14 protein-coding genes and 5 tRNA genes are annotated in these 20,459 nt (G+C 43.0%); all 19 read right to left on the bottom strand.

The annotated features are described in order from the left end of the window. Positions 1 to 24: 24 nt before the first annotated feature. Positions 25 to 567, bottom strand: a complete 543-nt coding sequence (locus FTT98_RS02635) for a hypothetical protein (protein ID WP_180026780.1) — start codon at positions 565 to 567, stop codon at positions 25 to 27. A gap of 160 nt (positions 568 to 727) precedes the next feature. Beyond that, positions 728 to 4,927, bottom strand: coding sequence for a DNA-directed RNA polymerase subunit beta' (rpoC, locus tag FTT98_RS02630; protein ID WP_078192842.1), 4,200 nt, complete (start codon positions 4,925 to 4,927; stop codon positions 728 to 730). Positions 4,928 to 5,067: 140 nt separating this feature from the next. Further along, a complete protein-coding gene (rpoB, locus tag FTT98_RS02625) occupies positions 5,068 to 9,156 on the bottom strand; it encodes a DNA-directed RNA polymerase subunit beta (protein WP_180002850.1) in 4,089 nt (1,362 codons plus the stop codon). Between the two features lie 304 nt (positions 9,157 to 9,460). Further along, positions 9,461 to 9,832, bottom strand: a complete 372-nt coding sequence (gene rplL / locus FTT98_RS02620; protein WP_078189828.1) for a 50S ribosomal protein L7/L12 — start codon at positions 9,830 to 9,832, stop codon at positions 9,461 to 9,463. Between the two features lie 48 nt (positions 9,833 to 9,880). Next, on the bottom strand, positions 9,881 to 10,387 hold the full coding sequence (gene rplJ, locus FTT98_RS02615) for a 50S ribosomal protein L10 (RefSeq protein ID WP_111885844.1): 507 nt from the start codon (positions 10,385 to 10,387) through the stop codon (positions 9,881 to 9,883). A 350-nt stretch (positions 10,388 to 10,737) separates the two neighbouring features. Beyond that, positions 10,738 to 11,433 (bottom strand): 50S ribosomal protein L1, encoded by a 696-nt coding sequence (gene rplA / locus FTT98_RS02610; RefSeq protein WP_078189830.1) that lies wholly within the window; start codon positions 11,431 to 11,433, stop codon positions 10,738 to 10,740. A gap of 3 nt (positions 11,434 to 11,436) precedes the next feature. Beyond that, positions 11,437 to 11,865 carry a 50S ribosomal protein L11 gene (gene rplK, locus FTT98_RS02605; RefSeq protein ID WP_004868049.1) on the bottom strand — a complete coding sequence of 143 codons (429 nt, stop codon included), beginning with the start codon at positions 11,863 to 11,865 and terminating at the stop codon, positions 11,437 to 11,439. 115 nt (positions 11,866 to 11,980) lie between these two features. Further along, a complete protein-coding gene (nusG, locus tag FTT98_RS02600; protein WP_078189831.1) occupies positions 11,981 to 12,514 on the bottom strand; it encodes a transcription termination/antitermination protein NusG in 534 nt (177 codons plus the stop codon). A gap of 7 nt (positions 12,515 to 12,521) precedes the next feature. After that, positions 12,522 to 12,962 carry a preprotein translocase subunit SecE gene (gene secE / locus FTT98_RS02595; protein WP_078189832.1) on the bottom strand — a complete coding sequence of 147 codons (441 nt, stop codon included), beginning with the start codon at positions 12,960 to 12,962 and terminating at the stop codon, positions 12,522 to 12,524. A 76-nt stretch (positions 12,963 to 13,038) separates the two neighbouring features. Continuing rightward, positions 13,039 to 13,114: transfer RNA gene (locus FTT98_RS02590), tRNA-Trp, on the bottom strand. Between the two features lie 55 nt (positions 13,115 to 13,169). Next, on the bottom strand, positions 13,170 to 14,360 hold the full coding sequence (tuf, locus tag FTT98_RS02585; RefSeq protein WP_078190047.1) for an elongation factor Tu: 1,191 nt from the start codon (positions 14,358 to 14,360) through the stop codon (positions 13,170 to 13,172). Positions 14,361 to 14,514: 154 nt separating this feature from the next. Next, a tRNA-Thr gene (locus tag FTT98_RS02580) sits at positions 14,515 to 14,589 on the bottom strand. Between the two features lie 23 nt (positions 14,590 to 14,612). After that, a tRNA-Gly gene (locus tag FTT98_RS02575) sits at positions 14,613 to 14,688 on the bottom strand. A 38-nt stretch (positions 14,689 to 14,726) separates the two neighbouring features. Beyond that, positions 14,727 to 14,810, bottom strand: a tRNA-Tyr gene (locus FTT98_RS02570). Positions 14,811 to 14,864: 54 nt separating this feature from the next. Next, positions 14,865 to 14,940, bottom strand: a tRNA-Thr gene (locus tag FTT98_RS02565). A gap of 98 nt (positions 14,941 to 15,038) precedes the next feature. After that, on the bottom strand, positions 15,039 to 16,532 hold the full coding sequence (trpE, locus tag FTT98_RS02560) for an anthranilate synthase component I (protein ID WP_180041308.1): 1,494 nt from the start codon (positions 16,530 to 16,532) through the stop codon (positions 15,039 to 15,041). Positions 16,533 to 16,649: 117 nt separating this feature from the next. Further along, complete coding sequence (gph, locus tag FTT98_RS02555) at positions 16,650 to 17,318, bottom strand: phosphoglycolate phosphatase (RefSeq protein ID WP_180041293.1); 669 nt, start codon at positions 17,316 to 17,318, stop codon at positions 16,650 to 16,652. 77 nt (positions 17,319 to 17,395) lie between these two features. Next, positions 17,396 to 18,145, bottom strand: coding sequence for an FHA domain-containing protein (locus tag FTT98_RS02550; protein WP_180041295.1), 750 nt, complete (start codon positions 18,143 to 18,145; stop codon positions 17,396 to 17,398). A gap of 77 nt (positions 18,146 to 18,222) precedes the next feature. Then, complete coding sequence (gene gspD / locus FTT98_RS02545; protein ID WP_180041297.1) at positions 18,223 to 20,454, bottom strand: type II secretion system secretin GspD; 2,232 nt, start codon at positions 20,452 to 20,454, stop codon at positions 18,223 to 18,225. Positions 20,455 to 20,459: the final 5 nt, after the last annotated feature.

Genomic DNA, 20,459 nt, shown 5'->3' with positions numbered 1-20,459 from the left:
AAACCATGCCTAATCGCTCACGAATCACTCAGGGTTTTCATCCAAAATCATCAAATCTTTTGTGGTTTCACCATTTTCAGTCAGCACAGCATGAGAGAGTTTGGCTTTGCTTTCTGGATCTGTTGCCTGATCTAGTTTTAGCGTGCGTTTAATCGGGTCTTGCCCTTTCTTAAACTCTACACCTTCTGCATCAATATTGGTGTTTTGACGAATAATCTGACCGTCCTGCTTCACCGTAGTCTTGGTTTCAATTTTAGAGGTCGGGACGATGACGCCACCACGTTGAAGTACTGGAATCGATAATTTCTTTTCAGAAAAATCACTTTGATGGTCTGAAAGTTCAATTTCACGTGCCACGATATCCTGACCTTTATTGGTCATTTCTAACACTGTTGCAGTTACTTGGCGTACAGGTTCTTGACCTGCAACACGGCGAATCACTTCTGTTTTTAGTACTGGAACTACAGCTTTATCTTCTACCACAATCGAATTGGGCATAGGTGCAGCAATCGCTGTCAATGAGCTGAATAATGCAGAAACTGCGAATAATTGCTGTGTGAATTTCATCAAAAGACCCCGTTATGTTTAAGTTTAAAAATCAAGAGATTTGTTATGTTCTATTTTTACTATAGGAAATATTTCAATATTAGGAAAGCTTTAATTTTCAATTCATCCACATAAAAAAAGCCACCCGAAGGTGGCTTTTTTGGAATGATTTAAGGGCTAATTAAAGACCGTTAAATTCATCGCTAAATGCTTGGCTTAACGCTTGATCTACATCAGAGAAGTCATTGTGAAGCTCAAGCTCTGCAGCTTCAGACTCTTGACGACGACGTTCTAAGTGGTATGCCAAACCTGTACCCGCTGGGATCAGACGGCCTACAACCACGTTTTCTTTCAGACCACGTAATTCATCTTCTTTACCTGTTACAGCAGCTTCAGTTAACACACGAGTTGTTTCCTGGAACGATGCAGCAGAAATGAACGAGTCAGTAGAAAGCGACGCTTTGGTAATACCCATCAATTGACGTTCAAACTTCGCTGGGAACTTGTTCTGAGCTGCCACAGCTTGGTTTTCTTGAACAACGCGGATGTATTCCACTTGCTCGCCTTTGATGAAGCTTGTATCACCACCGTCAGTGATTTCAACTTTACGAAGCATTTGACGTACGATCACTTCAATGTGCTTGTCGTTGATTTTTACACCTTGCAGACGGTATACGTCCTGAACTTCGTTCACGATGTAATTTGTCAGTGCAACTTCGCCTTTCAAACGTAAGATGTCGTGTGGATTTTGCGGACCATCAGAAATGGTTTCACCACGGTTTACATGTTCGCCTTCGAACACGTTAATCGTACGCCATTTCGGAATTAGCTCTTCGTAAATTTCAGAGCCATCATCCGGAGTAATCACAAGACGGTTCTTACCTTTGGTCTCTTTACCGAAGCTTACGATACCTGAAATTTCAGCAAGGATCGCGTGTTCTTTCGGTTTACGTGCTTCGAACAAGTCAGCTACGCGTGGAAGACCACCGGTAATATCACGAGTACGTGAAGATTCTTGTGGCACACGACCAATAACATCACCGACACCAATTGTTTCGCCATCGCGCACAGTCAGAATCGTGTTTTGTGGTAGGAAGTAGAACTGTTCGCCGCCATCTGTTGTATCCAATACAACAGCTGGACGCATATCTTTACCAGATGCTGGACGTGAAGTTACTGGAAGTACCTCAATAGTCGTCATACCTGTTGCATCATCAGTTTTCGATGTCACAGTTACGCCATCAGCGATTTGGCTGAAACGCACTTTACCTGCAACTTCGGTAACAAGTGGATGTGTATGCGGATCCCAAGTCGCTACGATACCGCCAGCTTCCACAGCTTCGCCATCTTTAATGATGATTGAAGCACCGTATGGAATTTTGTAACGTTCGCGTTCACGACCGATGTCATCTGCGATACCGATTTCACCTGAACGTGAAGTTGATACCAAGTGACCTTTAGCGTGTTGTACTGTTTTCACATTGTGGAAACGTACTGTACCTTTGTTACGAACTTGTACGCTGTTAGCAGCAGAAGTTCGGCTCGCAGCACCACCTACGTGGAACGTACGCATTGTTAACTGTGTACCTGGCTCGCCAATTGATTGAGCAGCCATTACACCCACAGATTCACCTGGATTCACCAAGTGACCGCGAGCAAGGTCACGACCGTAACATTTCGCACATACACCGAAAGTAGATTCACAGTTTACAACTGAACGTACTTTCACTTCATCGACACCTTGCTCTTCTAAGTAGTTTGCAAGTTTTTCGTCGATTAAAGTATTACGTGGAAGAATCACATCATCCGAACCTGGTTTCTTCGCATCTTCAGCAAGTACACGACCCAATACTCGAGTACCTAAGTTCTCGATGACATCGCCACCTTGAATGAACGGAGTCATTACAAGACCGTCGAAAGTACCACAATCTGGCTCAGTAATTACCAAGTCTTGTGCAACGTCAACCAAACGACGAGTCAAGTAACCTGAGTTCGCAGTTTTCAATGCAGTATCGGCCAAACCTTTACGTGCACCGTGTGTTGAAATGAAGTACTGAAGTACGGTCAAACCTTCACGGAAGTTCGCTTTAATTGGTGTTTCAATGATCGAACCATCTGGTTTCGCCATCAAACCACGCATACCCGCTAACTGACGAATCTGAGCTGCCGAACCACGGGCACCTGAGTCAGACATCATATAGATCGAGTTGAATGATTTTTGTTTCTCGTCTTCACCCTGTTTGTTTTTAACAGTTGTGAAAGACAAGTTGTCCATCATCGCTTTCGCTACTTGGTCGTTTGTACGTGCCCAAATATCGACAACTTTGTTATAACGTTCGCCGGCAGTTACGAAACCTTGCTCGAATTGTTGTTCAATTTCGCGAACTTCAACTTCAGCTTTTTCGATAATTGCTTGTTTTTGTGGCGGAATCAACATGTCTTCCATACCAACAGACACACCTGAGTGAGTCGCTTGACGGAAGCCCAAGTACATCAATTGGTCAGCGAAGATAACAGTATCTTTTAGACCTAATTTACGGTAGCAAGAGTTGATCAATTTAGAGATGTTCTTTTTAGTCATCTCAACGTTGATTTGTTGGAAATCCATACCTTCAGGTACAACTTCCCAAAGTAAACAACGACCTGGAGTTGTGTCTACAACAATGGTTTGTTGTTCACGGTTACCATTTTCGTCAATGACAGTTTGGTGTACACGTGCTTTTACGCGAGCGTGTAAATCAACTTGACCTGTTGCAAGTGCACGGTTTACTTCGTCAGTATCCGCAAACACCATGCCTTCACCTTTGGCATTGATCGCATCACGAGTGATGTAGTACAAGCCTAAGACAACGTCCTGAGAAGGTACGATGATTGGCTCACCGTTCGCAGGAGAAAGAATGTTGTTTGTTGACATCATTAACGCACGAGCTTCTAACTGAGCTTCAAGTGTTAATGGTACGTGTACCGCCATTTGGTCACCGTCGAAGTCGGCGTTAAATGCCGCACAAACTAACGGATGAAGACGGATTGCTTTACCTTCAATCAGGGTTGGTTCAAATGCTTGAAGACCCAAACGGTGAAGTGTAGGCGCACGGTTCAACATCACTGGATGTTGACGAATTACGTGAGCAAGTACGTCCCAAACTTCTGGAGTTTCACGCTCAACCATTTTCTTCGCAGCTTTAATGGTTGTCGCTTGGCCAGACGCTTGTAGTTTCGCGAAAATGAATGGTTTGAATAATTCAAGCGCCATTTTTTTCGGAAGACCACATTGGTGCAGACGTAAAGTTGGACCTACAGTAATTACCGAACGACCAGAGTAATCGACACGTTTACCCAATAAGTTTTGACGGAAACGACCTTGTTTACCTTTGATCATGTCTGCCAAAGATTTAAGAGGACGTTTGTTCGAACCGGTAATTGCGCGACCACGACGACCGTTATCAAGCAATGCATCTACAGACTCTTGTAACATACGTTTTTCGTTACGTACGATAATGTCTGGTGCTGCAAGGTCTAAAAGACGTTTTAAACGGTTGTTACGGTTGATTACACGACGGTAAAGATCGTTCAAGTCAGAAGTCGCAAAACGACCACCTTCTAGAGGAACCAACGGACGAAGATCAGGTGGAAGTACTGGAAGTACATTCATCACCATCCATTCTGGTTTGTTGTTCGACTCTTTGAACGCTTCCATCAATTTCAGACGTTTAGAAGCTTTTTTAAGCTTCGTTTCTGAAGTTGTATTTGGAATCTCTTCACGAAGACGTGAAATTTCAGCTTCAAGATCGATGTCTTTCAACAAATCTTGAACTGCTTCTGCACCCATTTTCGCAGTGAATTCATCACCGTGTTCTTCTAAAGCAGTGAAGTATTCTTCATCGTTTAGAAGTTGGTATTTCTCAAGTGGAGTCATACCTGGGTCAGTTACAACGTATGATTCGAAATACAATACACGTTCGATATCACGTAAAGTCATGTCTAAAAGCAGACCAATACGGCTAGGAAGTGATTTTAAGAACCAAATATGCGCAACTGGAGAAGCAAGGTCAATATGACCCATACGCTCACGACGTACTTTTGCAGTTGTTACTTCAACGCCACATTTTTCACAAATGACGCCCTTGTATTTCATACGCTTGTATTTACCACACAAGCATTCGTAATCTTTTACTGGACCAAAGATTTTGGCACAGAATAAACCATCACGTTCAGGTTTGAACGTACGGTAGTTAATGGTTTCAGGCTTTTTAACTTCACCATGAGACCACGACTTAATCATTTCTGGTGACGCAAGACCAATACGGATGCGATCAAACTCTACAGGAGCATGACCGTCTGAATCCGTCTTTTTGCGCATGATATCGAGCAAGTCTTTCAATTTTTTTCTCCGTGTGTTGTGGAGATTTTCACTTCACAACTGGGTCACAAATATTGTTTTTTAACTGAGAAATCCCCCTTGCCCCTCTTGATTAAAGAGGTGAGAAGCACTGCTTCGCAAGGGAGATTCAATGGAGCTAATTAGTCACCATTTTTCAGTTCAATGTTGATACCTAAAGAACGGATCTCTTTGGTCAATACGTTGAACGATTCAGGCATACCTGGGTCCATGTAATGGTTACCATCTACAATGTTCTTATAGATACGGGTACGACCTTCAACGTCATCCGACTTCACAGTAAGCATTTCTTGAAGTGTGTATGCTGCACCGTAAGCTTCGAGTGCCCATACTTCCATCTCACCGAAACGCTGACCACCGAATTGTGCTTTACCACCAAGCGGCTGTTGAGTTACTAGAGAGTAAGAACCAGTAGAACGCGCATGCATCTTGTCGTCAACCAAGTGGTTCAGTTTCAACATGTACATGTAACCTACAGTTACTGGACGGTCAAAACGTTCACCTGTACGACCATCATACAATACTGTTTGACCAGTACGTGAAATGCCACCAAGTTCTAACAATTCTTTAATTTGTGATTCTTCAGCACCATCAAATACTGGTGTTGCTAAAGGAACACCTTTACGCAAGTTACCTGAAAGCACCAAGATTTCTTCATCAGTCAAGCTATCAAGATCTTCTTGTTCGCCACCAACTTTGTTGTAAATCTTGTCTAAGAAATCACGAAGCTCAAGTACAGTACGTTGCTCTTTCATCATCTTGTCGATTTGATCGCCAAGACCTTTAGCTGCCATACCTAAGTGAGTTTCAAGAATCTGACCCACGTTCATACGTGATGGTACACCCAGTGGGTTAAGTACAACATCAACTGGAACACCGTTTGCATCGTGTGGCATGTCTTCTACAGGTAAGATGTTAGATACAACACCTTTGTTACCGTGACGACCCGCCATTTTATCACCCGGTTGGATGCGACGTTTTACAGCCAAGTAAACTTTAACAACTTTCAATACGCCAGTTGTCAGTTCATCGCCTGTAGAAAGTTTGCGTTTTTTCTCTGCAAATTTCTCGTCAATTTCAAGGCTCTTCTCTTTCAAGAACACTTGAATTTGAGTTAAACGTTCAGCAATCGCTTCGTCGACTGGTTGGATTTCAATAAGATCAACCAACTCAAGACCAGACAATAACTCTTCAGTTAATTTGTCACCGCGTTTAGTTGTACCGCCACCGTTAGATTCTTGACCTTTCAATAGACGAACAATACGTTCACGAGCCGCTTCTTCGAAGATTTTGTATTCTTCTTTCAAGTCTTTACGGTAAGCATCAAGTTGTGCTTTCTCAATTGCTTGAGCACGTTCGTCTTTTTCAAGACCGTCACGTGTAAATACTTGAACGTCAATTACAGTACCTTTCACAGATGAAGATACACGTAATGAAGAGTCTTTTACGTCAGCCGCTTTTTCACCGAAGATTGCGCGAAGCAATTTTTCTTCCGGAGTTAACTGAGTTTCACCTTTAGGCGTTACTTTACCTACAAGAATGTCACCAGCAGTTACTTCAGCACCGATATAAACGATACCTGATTCATCCAATTTAGAAAGTGCAGCTTCACCCACGTTCGGGATATCCGCTGTAATTTCTTCAGCACCCAATTTGGTATCACGTGCAACACATGAAAGCTCTTGGATGTGGATAGACGTTAAACGATCTTCTTGAAGTACACGCTCTGATAGTAAGATCGAGTCTTCGTAGTTGTAACCGTTCCAAGTCATGAACGCTACACGCATGTTTTGACCCAATGCCAATTCACCGCCATCTGTTGATGGACCATCAGCAAGAACGTCACCACGTGCAACTTTATCACCTAAACGTACAACAACGTTTTGGTTGATACATGTATTTTGGTTCGAACGTGTGTATTTGATCAGGTTGTAGATATCTACACCTGCTTCGCCTGCCACCATCTCTTCTTCGTTTACACGAATAACGACACGAGAAGCATCAACGAATTCAATACGACCACCACGTTTCGCAAGTACACACACACCCGAGTCATGCGCTACGTTTGCTTCCATACCTGTACCAACAAGCGGTTTGTCAGCACGTAATGTAGGAACAGCCTGACGCTGCATGTTTGAACCCATCAATGCACGGTTGGCATCATCGTGTTCAAGGAACGGAATAAGTGATGCCGCTACAGATACAACCTGCTGAGCAGATACATCCATATGCGTTACTTTTTCTGGTGGAATACGTACGAATTCACCTTGGTGACGTACAGATACGAATTCTTCAGTTAAGTTACCGTCTTTATCGATACCAGAATCGGCCTGTGCAATCACAGTACCTACTTCTTCAATCGCAGAAAGGTATTCAACGTCATCCGTTACACGACCATCAACAACTTTACGGTATGGAGTTTCCAAGAAACCGAAGTTATTACATTTCGCATAAACAGAAAGTGAGTTGATCAAACCAATGTTTGGACCTTCAGGAGTCTCGATTGGACATACACGACCGTAGTGAGTTTGATGTACGTCACGTACTTCGAAGCCCGCACGTTCACGAGTCAAACCACCTGGGCCCAATGCTGATACACGACGTTTGTGTGTAATTTCAGACAACGGGTTGTTTTGGTCCATGAACTGAGACAACTGGCTTGAACCAAAGAATTCTTTGATTGCAGCAGCAACTGGTTTCGCATTGATTAAATCTTGCGGAGACAAGTTATCAGTTTCAGCTTGAGATAAACGTTCTTTAACAGCACGTTCAACACGAACTAGACCAACACGGAATTGGTTTTCTGTCATTTCACCAACAGAACGAACACGACGGTTACCCAAGTGATCGATATCGTCGACTTCACCTTTACCGTTACGGATTTCAACTAATGTTTTCAATACATCAGTGATGTCTTCGTTCGAAAGAATGCCTTCAACTTCACGAGACTTCTGATCCGTACCCACTTCGTAAGGACGACCCAAACGACGGTTGAACTTCATACGACCTACTGGTGATAAATCATAACGTTCAGAAGAGAAGAACAAGTTGTTGAATAAGTTTTCAGCAGCTTCTTTTGTTGGTGGCTCACCTGGACGCATCACTTTGTAGATTTCTACAAGTGCTTCTTCACGACCAGTTGTAGTATCTGCACGTAAAGAATCCGCAATGAATGGACCACGGTCGATATCATTGGTATAAAGTACGTTGAATTGTTTAACGCCGCCTTCAGCCAATTTCACCATAATTTCATGGCTAAGCACGGTATTTGCCGCAACAACTTCGCCATCACGTAACGTTACATCTTCAGCAACAATACGTTCATATAGGTATTCATCAGGAACAGAAAGTTTTTCAAGACCTGCTGCTTCCATTTGACGAACATGGCGCGCGTTAATACGTTTACCTTGTTCAACAATTGTTTTACCGTCTGTACCCACGATATCAAACTGTGCCATTTCGCCACGTAGACGTTCTGGAACCAAGTCAATTTGATAGCTACCCATATCAAGATATACAGGTACTTTTTCGTAGAACATGTCTAGGATTTGTTCGTTGTTATAACCCAAGGCACGAAGCACAACAGTCGCAAGTAATTTACGACGACGGTCAATACGAACATATACAAGATCTTTTGCATCGAATTCAAAGTCTAGCCATGAACCACGGTAAGGAATGATACGAGCAGAATAAAGAACTTTACCGCTAGAGTGAGTTTTGCCTTTATCGTGGTCAAAGAATACACCTGGTGAACGGTGTAATTGAGATACGATTACACGCTCAGTACCATTGATTACAAAGGTACCATTGTCTGTCATAAGTGGCATTTCACCCATGTAGACTTCTTGCTCACGCACATCTTTGATTGTTTTAGTTTCGCGATCTTTAATGATCAGACGAATTTTTACACGCATTGGCGCCGCATAAGTTGAGCCACGAAGAATACATTCGCGCACATCAAATTCAGGCTTACCAAGACTATACTCAACAAATTCTAAAGCAGCATTGCCAGAATAACTTTCAATAGGAAAAACTGAACGAAATGCGGCTTGGAGACCGATATCTTCGCGGTTTTTTGGAGTTTTGCCGTCTTGAAGGAAAGTTCGGTACGAGTCGACTTGAATCGCGAGCAAGTACGGAACATCCATTACCTTGGGCAATTTACCAAAATTCTTACGGATCCGTTTCTTTTCGGTATATGAGTATGCCATCTGGAGTCCTCGGAAAGTAAACTAAGTCCGCCTGCAGAACGAACTTAGAAGGAATTACGCAGGCCGATATGGCCACCACTTTCACAAATGCTGCAATTTTTAGTGGTATTAAAACGCTTAACAATATTTTTTTACTGAAAAATATTGGTAAGCGTTTGGTTTTATAAATTATTTTTAATTTGTATGATTTTTATATCATGCAAACAAAAATCGAGCCGATTATTGTAACGCAAAAAGGCTGATGACCCAAGGGCCATCAGCCATTTTTTGGAGCCGATTATAAAAAAATCGACCCCCCTTAAGATTACTTAAGTGTAACTGTAGCACCAGCTTCTTCAAGTTTTTTCTTAAGTTCTTCGCCTTCTTCTTTAGAAACGCCTTCTTTAAGAACTGAAGGAGCGCTTTCAACAAGATCTTTAGCTTCTTTAAGACCAAGGCCAGTAGCTTCACGAACTGCTTTAATTACAGCAACTTTGTTAGCACCGAAAGAAGTCAACTCAACGTTGAATTCTGATTGTTCTTCAGCAGCAGCACCAGCAGCGCCAGGAGCAGCAGCAACTGCTACAGCAGCAGCAGATACGTTGAATTTTTCTTCGAAAGCAGAAATAAGTTCAACAAGTTCAAGAACAGTTTTTTCAGCAACTGCGTTTAAGATTTCTTCGTTTGTTAAAGCCATGAGAGTAACTCCAAATGGGTATTGAATGGTGTGTAAATTGATTTAAGCTTAAGCAGCTTCTGACTCGTTTTTCTCTTTGAGCGCAGTAATAAGGCGACCCAATTTCGAAATAGGAGCTTGAAGAACGTTTGCAAGCATAGTAAGCGCTTTTTCTTGGTTTGGAAGGTTCGCGATAACGCTAACTTCAGCACCTTGATAAACTTTACCGTCAAATGCAGCAGCTTTAAGTTCAAATGCTTTATTAGTTTTAGCAAATTCTTCGAACAAACGAGCAGCTGCGCCCATGTCGTCTTCAGAAGTTGAGAAAGCTAAGATTGTTGGGCCAACAAGGTTGTCGCTCAAGATATTGAATTGAGTATCTTGAAGAGCACGTTTAGCCAAAGTGTTACGAACTACACGAGTAGCAACACCTAGTTTACGAGCTTCAACACGTAGAGCAGTTAATTGCTCAACAGTTAAACCTTGGTAGTCAGCAACAACAGCAGCATACGCAGTAGAAGCAACTTCAGTTACTTCAGCTACGATCTGTTTTTTGCCTTCGATAAGAAGAGCCATTGTAAAACCTCCTAACGGTGATTTATGCACCTATACAGATGCACTCCCAATTCGTTAGCTCATCACTGAACCAACACGCGGAGGAGGAACAAATCACACCACCGCGTCTACTCAGGCTGGGCTATTAAGAAGAAAGCATAAAACTCCCCTCGCCTGAGGTCTTTGACGCTGATAAATCTAAATTTATCAATTCAAAGTTTGCCTGAGGGGCGATCAGCAAAGTACCGCTTTGCCGACCCGCAAGACGAGAAACTATGCTTCGAGTGAAGCAAATATCTTTTCTTGCGTAAAAATCAAAGCAGCGCTTTGATTTTTACTCAGGGCTTTAAAATTCTGTAATAAGTCGAAACTTATTTAGAAACGTTTGCTACATCAACAACAAGACCAGGACCCATAGTTGAGCTTAAAGTGATCTTTTGGATGTAAACACCTTTAGAAGTAGCAGGTTTTGCTTTCTTAAGGTCAGCTACAAGAGCTTCAACGTTTGAACGAACAGCTTCAGCAGTGAAACCTACTTGACCGATCGCAGCGTGGATAATACCCGCTTTGTCTACACGGTAACGTGCTTGACCAGCTTTCGCGTTTTTAACAGCAGAAGCTACGTCAGGAGTTACAGTACCCACTTTAGGGTTTGGCATTAAGCCACGTGGACCAAGAATCGTACCTAACTTACCAACAACGCGCATTGCATCCGGAGCTGCAATTACTACATCAAAGTCAAGGTTACCCGCTTGGATGCTTTCAGCAAGGTCATCAAAACCAACAACGTCCGCGCCTTCAGCTTTAGCAGCTTCAGCAGCAGCGCCTTGAGCAAACACAGCTACACGTACAGTTTTACCAGTACCTGCAGGAAGTGTAGTCGCGCCACGAACAACTTGGTCAGATTTACGAGGATCAACACCTAGGTTTACAGCAACATCCAAAGATTCTTTGAATTTTACTGCTGGAAGGCCGTTAAGAACTGCAACTGCTTCTTCCAAAGTGTAAACTTTGTTAGCTTCAACAGCAGCAACAATGGCTTTTTGACGTTTAGTTAATTTAGCCATGTCTTATAGCTCCACTTCCAAGCCCATAGAACGCGCAGAACCAGCAATGGTACGTACACGTGCGTCTAAATCAGCACCAGTAAGATCTGGTTCTTTAGTAGTCGCAATTTCTTCTAATTGAGCGCGAGTCAACTTACCAACTTTAGTTTTGTTAGGTACAGCTGAACCCTTTTGGATGCCCGCAGCTTTCTTAAGAAGAATCGCAGCAGGAGGAGTTTTCATGATGAATGTGAACGACTTGTCGTTGTACACAGTGATCACTACTGGAATTGGAAGACCAGCTTCAACTTTTTGTGTCGCAGCATTGAATTCTTTACAGAATGCCATGATGTTAACACCACGTTGACCTAGTGCAGGACCAATCGGTGGAGATGGATTTGCTTTACCAGCTGGAACTTGCAGCTTGATATAGCCGTCAATCTTCTTAGCCATTTCAATTACCTCTGGGTACTAACGCCGCTAGGCTCCCCATACATATAAGTAACGATACCGTTACAACAACAATGCCCGACTCATAACAAATCGGGCGTTTATCAACCAAGTTAAATTAAACCGATTTTTCGACTTGGCGAAATTCCAGCTCAACCTGAGTTGGTCGATTAAATACATTAATCGTCAACGTTAAACGTGACTTATCGTATAGAACTTCTTCCACCACGCCTTTAAAATCGGTGAATGGACCGTCAATTACGAGTAATTCTTCACCTGGTTCAAACATCGTCTTAGGACGAGGTGCTTCGCCAGTATTGCGTACACGTGCAAGAATCGCATCAGCTTCTTTTTGCGTAATTGGTGCAGGTTTTTCTGCAGTACCACCAATGAAACCTAATACTTTTGGACATTCTTTAACAATGTGCCAAGTTTCATCATTCATTTCCATCTCGACTAATACATAGCCTGGAAAGAATTTACGCTCAGATTTACGTTTCTTACCATCCTTCATTTCCACTACTTCTTCAGTAGGGACAAGGACTTCACCAAAGCTATCGGCTACAGCGCTACGCTGGATTCGATCATTAAGTGAGCGTAACACTTGTTTTTCATAGCCTGAATAGGCATGAATAATGTACCAACGTTTCATAGCTCTCTTACCCGATAATAAACTTCATTAACCAGCTCAAAGCATAGTCAAAGCACCATAATAAAATAGATGCCACTAAGACTACCGCAAGTACCTGCCAAGATGTGGTCATGGTCTCTTGCTTGGTTGGCCAAGTCACTCGACGTAACTCAATTCGAGCATCTTTCAACAATCGAACAAAGCCTTTGCCTTGATGGGTGGCGTATAATAAACCTAAAGCCACGATGATACAAGCCAAAATTACCCCAACACGGACCCAGACATCATTCGCTGGTGCCCAGTATGCTGGCAAATGTTGATTCACCATCATAGAACTACCGAGTAAAATCAACGCGATAACCCACAGAACATAGTCTAAAGGGGAACCAGAATTAACAACTTCAGCAGGATTATTTCTTTGAGGAATTGGCGCGTCGCTTAATGCGTCACGCGATTTATCATTCGACATTTTTGTACTCGTCGTAGGATTCGCGACTTATTATATGACCAGTTGAGCCAGCATCAAGCTTCTTTTTAAAAAAATTTGGCAGGCCAGGAGGGACTCGAACCCCCAACATTCGGTTTTGGAGACCGACGCTCTACCAATTGAACTACTGACCTGCAGAGCAAATCGAGAGTCGAAACTCTCGATCTGTACAAAGATAACTGTATTATATTATGCAGTTACTTTAGAAACAACACCCGCACCAACTGTACGACCACCTTCACGGATCGCGAAGCGTAAGCCAGCGTCCATTGCGATTGGGTGGATTAATTCTACTGACATTTCTACATTGTCACCAGGCATAACCATTTCTACGCCTTCTTTAAGCGCGATCGCACCAGTTACGTCAGTTGTACGGAAGTAGAACTGTGGACGGTAACCGTTAAGGAATGGAGTATGACGACCACCTTCGTCTTTAGAAAGTACGTATACTTCTGCGTCGAATTTAGTATGCGGTTTGATTGTACCTGGTTTAGCAAGTACTTGACCACGTTGAACGTCTTCACGTTTAGTACCACGTAGAAGAACACCACAGTTCTCGCCCGCACGACCTTCGTCAAGAAGTTTACGGAACATTTCTACGCCAGTTACAGTTGTTTTAACTGTATCTTTAATACCAACGATTTCAACTTCTTCGCCTACTTTCACGATACCAGTTTCAACACGGCCAGTTACTACTGTACCACGACCTGAAATTGAGAATACATCTTCGATTGGCATAAGGAATGCAAGGTCGATAGCACGTTCTGGCTCTGGAATGTAAGAGTCAAGAGCTTCAACAAGAGCAACTACAGCGTCTTCGCCGTATTGACCAGCTTCACCGTTAAGCGCCGCAAGAGCAGAACCACGGATTACTGGAGTGTCGTCGCCTGGGAAGTCATAAGTAGAAAGAAGTTCACGAACTTCCATTTCTACTAATTCAAGAAGTTCTTCATCATCCACAAGGTCGCATTTGTTTAAGAATACAACGATGTAAGGTACACCTACCTGACGAGAAAGAAGGATGTGTTCACGAGTTTGTGGCATTGGACCATCAGTCGCAGCACATACAAGGATCGCACCATCCATTTGCGCAGCACCAGTAATCATGTTTTTAACATAATCGGCGTGACCTGGGCAGTCTACGTGAGCGTAGTGACGGATTGGAGAATCGTATTCTACGTGTGAAGTATTAATTGTAATACCACGTGCTTTTTCTTCTGGTGCAGAGTCGATTGCAGCGTAATCTTTCGCTTCACCGCCGAATTTTTTTGCACATACAGTTGCAATTGCAGCTGTTAAAGTCGTTTTACCATGGTCAACGTGACCGATTGTGCCCACGTTAACGTGTGGCTTATTACGTTCAAACTTAGCCTTAGCCATGCTTTTCTTCCTCGTTTACGTCGAACACAATTCTGAGTAAAACCCAGCTCCGACATATCGCCTAAAAAAATAAACACCCAATACTTGAAAAGCAGACTAAAAAGCCTGCTTCTGGAATCTTGTGCAACATTTAAAGTTGCTAAACTGTAAAATCTGGAGCTCTTATCGAGATTTGAACTCGAGACCTCTCCCTTACCAAGGGAGTGCTCTACCACTGAGCTATAAGAGCAAATATAAGCACTTCAATAGATATGGAGCGGGAGACGAGGGTCGAACTCGCGACATGTAGCTTGGAAGGCTACCGCTCTACCAACTGAGCTACTCCCGCACGATGTTGGTACAAACCACTTATTGAAGTCTTAAAATTGGTGGTGAGGGAAGGATTCGAACCTTCGAAACTTTCGTAGCGGAGTTACAGTCCGCCCCCTTTGACCGCTCGGGAACCTCACCATTTTACACTTACTTCAGTGTCGTTCTTTCTACTCACTCTCAAACTTTCTAAGATGGTGCCGGCACACGGATTCGAACTGTGGACCTACTGATTACAAGTCAGTTGCTCTACCAACTGAGCTATGCCGGCGTTTCTTAGTGTTTCGTACGTTTCGTATCGGAACGGTGTGCAGTTTAGCAAATCTTGAAATCCTTGCAAGTGTTTTTTCTAAAAAAAACGTGAAAAACTCATAAAATCAATCCATTTGATGATAATTCAACCGCTTTGATCACTGCGCGAGCTTTTATTTGGGTTTCATTCCACTCTGATTCAGGATTTGAGTCATAAACTACCCCTGCTCCAGCTTGAACATAGACCTTATTTTCTCGAATTACACAGGTACGAATCGCAATCGACATGTCCATTTCCCCATGCCAGCCTAAATAACCAACAGCACCACCAAAAATTCCACGTTTTACTGGTTCAACTTCGTCAATAATTTCCATAGCGCGGATTTTTGGTGCGCCTGAAAGCGTACCCGCAGGGAATGTTGCCTTAAAAACATCCAAAGCATCGACATCATCACGTACTTCACCTTGTACATTTGACACAATGTGCATGACATGCGAATAACGTTCGATCACCATTTGATCAGTCACGTGAACTTTACCGATTTTAGAAACACGTCCAACATCATTTCGACCCAAATCGATCAACATCAAATGCTCTGCAATTTCTTTTTCATCAGATAGCAAATCTTTTTCAAGTGCTAAATCTTCTTCTTTGGTTTTACCCCGTGGTCGCGTGCCCGCCAAAGGACGAACTGTTGCTACACCATTTTCTAGGCGGGACAAAATTTCAGGTGATGAACCGACGATATGAAAGGGAATGTCATTCTCAAGTGTTTGCCCTTGCACCAAGAACAAATATGGAGATGGATTGAGGTGACGTAGTGCACGATAGACCTGCAAAGGCTCACCATCAAAATCGGATACCATACGATGGCCCGGCACAACCTGCATCACATCACCGGCTTTAATGTACTCTTTTACTTTTGCAATAGAGTCAATAAAGTTGTCGTGCCCAGTGATGGATTCAAACTGTGGTGCAGTATGCTTATTTGCTTTGAGTGCAATTGGGGTTGCCAAAAGTTCTTCTAGCTCATCCAATTGTTGCTGCGCTTGGGTATAGGCCTCAGCATCATTTACATCGGCATGCACAATTAAGAATAAGGTATCTTTGAGGTTATCAAAGACGATGACGGTTTTAGACAGCATCATCCAAATATCTGGAATCCCGACTGGGTCAGCTTCTGGCACATTATTGAGCTTCGGTTCGATATAACGCACAGCGTCATAACCAAAGTATCCAACCAATCCGCCGGTAAAGCTTGGTAATGCAGGCAAATCTTGCTGTGTAGGCACCTTATATTGTGCTTGGAAGTCACGGATGTATTGAAATGGGTCAGTGCATTGTTGTTTTTCAATCGAGCCATCAACATGCTGAACGGTCAACTGCCCTTCATTACACGAAAATACGGTTGACTCACCCAAACCAATTATTGAGTAACGCGCCCAGTTTTCGCCACCCTCTACAGATTCAAATAAATAGGCTTGTTTATGTTGTTTTAATCGCGCAAAGACAGACAGCGGAGTTTCTGTATCTGCCAAGCGCTGACGATAGACTGGAATCAAGTTATATCCAGCAGCTTTGAGTTGTTCAAATTGAGTTTGTGTAGTCATCTCGGTTTCTCTATATTTCGCGTGGTCAATTTCAGTTAATTTCTTCTCATGCTGATTGAGTGACGCCATCGAAAACCTACACACTTGCTCATTTTCACTTCCTTAACCCTACTTATTTCAACCCAATAATTCTTTTAAGTTATCGACCACATGCTGCGGCTGACAATCTCGAATATTTTCACCATGATTATAGCCATAGCTAACCACAATACAATCAATACCCGCACGACGTGCTGCCTCTACATCATTGACAGAATCACCCACCATCAAAATTTGCTGTTTCGGCAAGGCATAATGCTCCGCACAATACTCTAGCTGCTTGGGATGTGGTTTACGCTCTTCAAAACGATCTCCGCCAATCACATCATCAAAGTATTCATGCATACCTAGTGCCTGCACAATACTGCGTGCAGGTTGCTCTGGTTTATTGGTCACACAAATCAGAATTTTCTCTTCTGCTTTTGCCCAATCCAAGAACGCTAGAATGCCGTCAAAGGGCTGCGTCAAGACACAAGGATCTGCATTGTAAATCTTTAGAAAAGTTTCCAATAAAAGGTGGTGCTGTGCGGCATCCACTTTCCCGGTCAAATATTCAAGTACGCTATGACAAAATAATGAAGTCCCTTTCCCAATCCAGTTTCGTACTTGCTCTTCTGTGACCAAAGGTAATTGCAACGTATTTAGACTCATATTCATCGCACGATGTAAGTCAGATGCTGAATCGACTAGCGTTCCATCCAGATCAAATAAAATCATTTGGCGTTCTGCTAAACGAACTTCAAACATAATGTCCCTCTATTTTTTTGTAAATTTTCCCCATAAAAAAGGCATGCCCATGCATGCCTTTCGAGGAATGTCTCGGTTTATTTAAACAACACCCATGCAATAATTGCAAGAATGATTAAAACAATGACTGAGATTAAGCCCACAGAGGCATTTTTTTGTGCTTCACGTTCTTGCTCTACACATGTCGCTGGAATTTCTACATCACATGCCTCATTTTTCGGAGCAGCAGTAATGTCAATTCCCTCAGGAATTGGCGCAGGTTTAGGCACACCCACATTGGTCGGCATACCATCACGAGTCAATTGAACTGAACCATCACGCTCTTTCAACTCTGGCATACCTTGATCATTCATTTGTTGTGCTGCAGTTTTAACGATAGGCTCTTGTGTCACAGTCTCAGACGCATTTACTACAGGCTCTTGTGCCACATTTTCAGAAACTGCAACAGCTTCAGACGGCTGCTGAACAGGTGTAATTTCTTCTGTTTGCAATGCTTCAACGCTTTGTTCGATATCCGCTGGAATCTGAACAGCTTTAGCTGGAGCCAATAAACTAAACTTCACACTGGCAAACTGTACAATATCACCTTCTTTTAAAAGTGATTCACCAGTCAAACGGACATCATTAATAAACGTCCCATTAGATGAATTGAGATCTTGCAACCAGAGTGCCTGATCTTTCAGTACAAAGGCAGCATGTTTACGCGATACATCAGATTCTTGTAAAACAATATCTGCTTGTTGATGACGCCCCACCAACATATCTCGCTCAATACTAATTTCTTGTCCTGTTAAATCACCAGAAATTGCTTGAATTTTCCAAGTCATGAAGTTAATTCTCTATTGCTCGTTTTTTTCATCATAGCATGCTGTGGTTTTAAAGCTAAACCACCCTGCTGTCTCACCTAAGGCGTGCCCGCTACTTTGCCATTTGGTACAGTAATGGTTTGGCGCTTTACTGCAGGCTCAATAGCGACTGGCGTGGAGACCACTGCCGCTGGCTGTGTCGTTTGTGGTGCTGTGGGTACCGTCTTATACACAGGGGCTGGTGCTATACCCTTTGAAACAGGTATGCGCTGCTGATACACATCATCAACATTTTCAGGTAATTTCGCAAAATTACCGTCATTATCCAGTGCCAGTTGCAGACTATAGAGCTGACTGTAGCGCTGCTGAGACATTTTCTTCACATCAGCAGAATTTCCAACAATAGTCGGATGAATAAAGATCAGCAAATTACGTTTACTGTTGGATTTTCCTTCCGAGCTAAAGAGTTTGCCGAGTACAGGAATAGCCCCCAACCCCGGAACCGATTGACGTCCATGCAATGTATTGTCCGAGATCAAACCACCCAACACAATTGTTTGACCATGCTCTGCCAAGATCGAGGTTTTGATCGCGCGTTTAGTCGTAACCAAATCCGACGCTTGGCCTTTATTGTCTTTTACATCAGAAACTTCTTGCTCGACCTCTAAACGCACCGAACCGCCGTCGCCAATATGCGGCACAACTTTCAAAGTAACACCGACATCTTTACGCTCAATCGATGTATATGGATTGGCTGTACCACCATTGGTGGTGACCGAGCCTGTCACAAATGGAACGTTCTCACCCACCACAATATAGGCTTCTTCGTTATCCATCGTCACAATAGACGGTGTAGATAATAAATTGGATTTGGTTTTTTCTTTTAGGGCCTGAACCATCGCACCATAGAGTTTGCGTGAACCATCACTACCTTCACGATAGTCACCAAGGACCAAAGAAGTACCCGCACTCACCGCGCTACCTGCACCCGCAGCGCCACCAGTTAAATAACCTGCGGCAATATTCTTTAAACTAGAACCAAAGTTATCAAAGTTAATTAAGCCGATACCACTACTGATATCACCCAACGCCCATTGCACACCGAGCTGATCGGTATCCGTGCCTTCGACTTCAATAATCGCCGCTTCAATCAGCACTTGCTGACGACGAATATCGAGCTGCTGAATCGCAGATTCAATTTCACGCATGAGCTGCGGATCTGCTTTCACAATCAGTGCATTTTGTGTGGCATCAGCAATAATACTCACGCCATTGGCATTAAAGCTTGAGATACCGTTTTGCGTATTATTGGAAGAGTTATTACTGTTGAGGTTAATACCTGAACTGGTGTTATTTTGTGAACTGAATGACTGTGAATTCGAACTGTTACTATCATTCATTAAACTGTTCATCGTGCTGCTATTTGAGCTATTCGATGAATTTGTACTCGAAACGGCCTGCCCTGTGACCAAGCCTTGTAAGATTTCTGACAAGTTTTTGGCACTTGCATACTTTAGACGAAAAACTTTCAATCCACCCAATCGATCTGCAGCAGGCACATCTAAGGTCTCAATAATCTTACGAATACGCTTACGTGTCGCTGTATCACCTTTAATGATAATACGATTGGTTCGATTGTCCGCAATAATACGAATTCGTGAACCTTTCGGGTCTTTTGATGCGCCGGTCGAACTCATCGACTCTAACAGCCCAATCATTTCTTCGGCCTGACTCGATTGCAGCGTCACGGCTTCGATATCATTTTGACCCGTTCCATCTAAATTACGAATAATCGTTTCGAGCTGGTAAATATTACTAGCACGGTCTGAGACGATCAGCGCATTGGTCCCCGCCACTGCTGACAAATGTGCAAATTGCGGCATCAGTGGACGTAGGGCTGGAATTAAGTCGTTGGCATTGGTGTTATCAAGCCAAATTACTCGGGTGACAATTTGGTCTCCAGACGCACGGTGGCGCGCATCATAAGGAATGCCCGAGCTTTTTACATTACTGTCTGGAACCAGTTTAATGGTGTTGCCCGATGGAATCGCCACCACGCCATTGACATTCAATACACCGAGAAACAGGTCATAGACTTCATTTTTATTTAAAGGCTTATTGGAAATAACCGTTACATTTCCTCGTACCCGTGGGTCAACTGCAAAATTTTTCCCCGTGATATCTGCGACTTCATTAATGAATGCCGTAAGATCTGCATCACGTAAATTGATTTTCCATGTTTGTGCATAACTTGCTGTGCTGACCATAGCAACCAAGGGCACCATGGCATAGGCAGCTAAAGTTGAACGGTTATTATTAAATAAAGCCATATACG

It is taken from the genome of Acinetobacter sp. YH12039, from assembly GCF_013420015.1.
Classification (GTDB): domain Bacteria; phylum Pseudomonadota; class Gammaproteobacteria; order Pseudomonadales; family Moraxellaceae; genus Acinetobacter; species Acinetobacter amyesii.
This window is presented reverse-complemented; position numbering and strand designations above follow the sequence as displayed.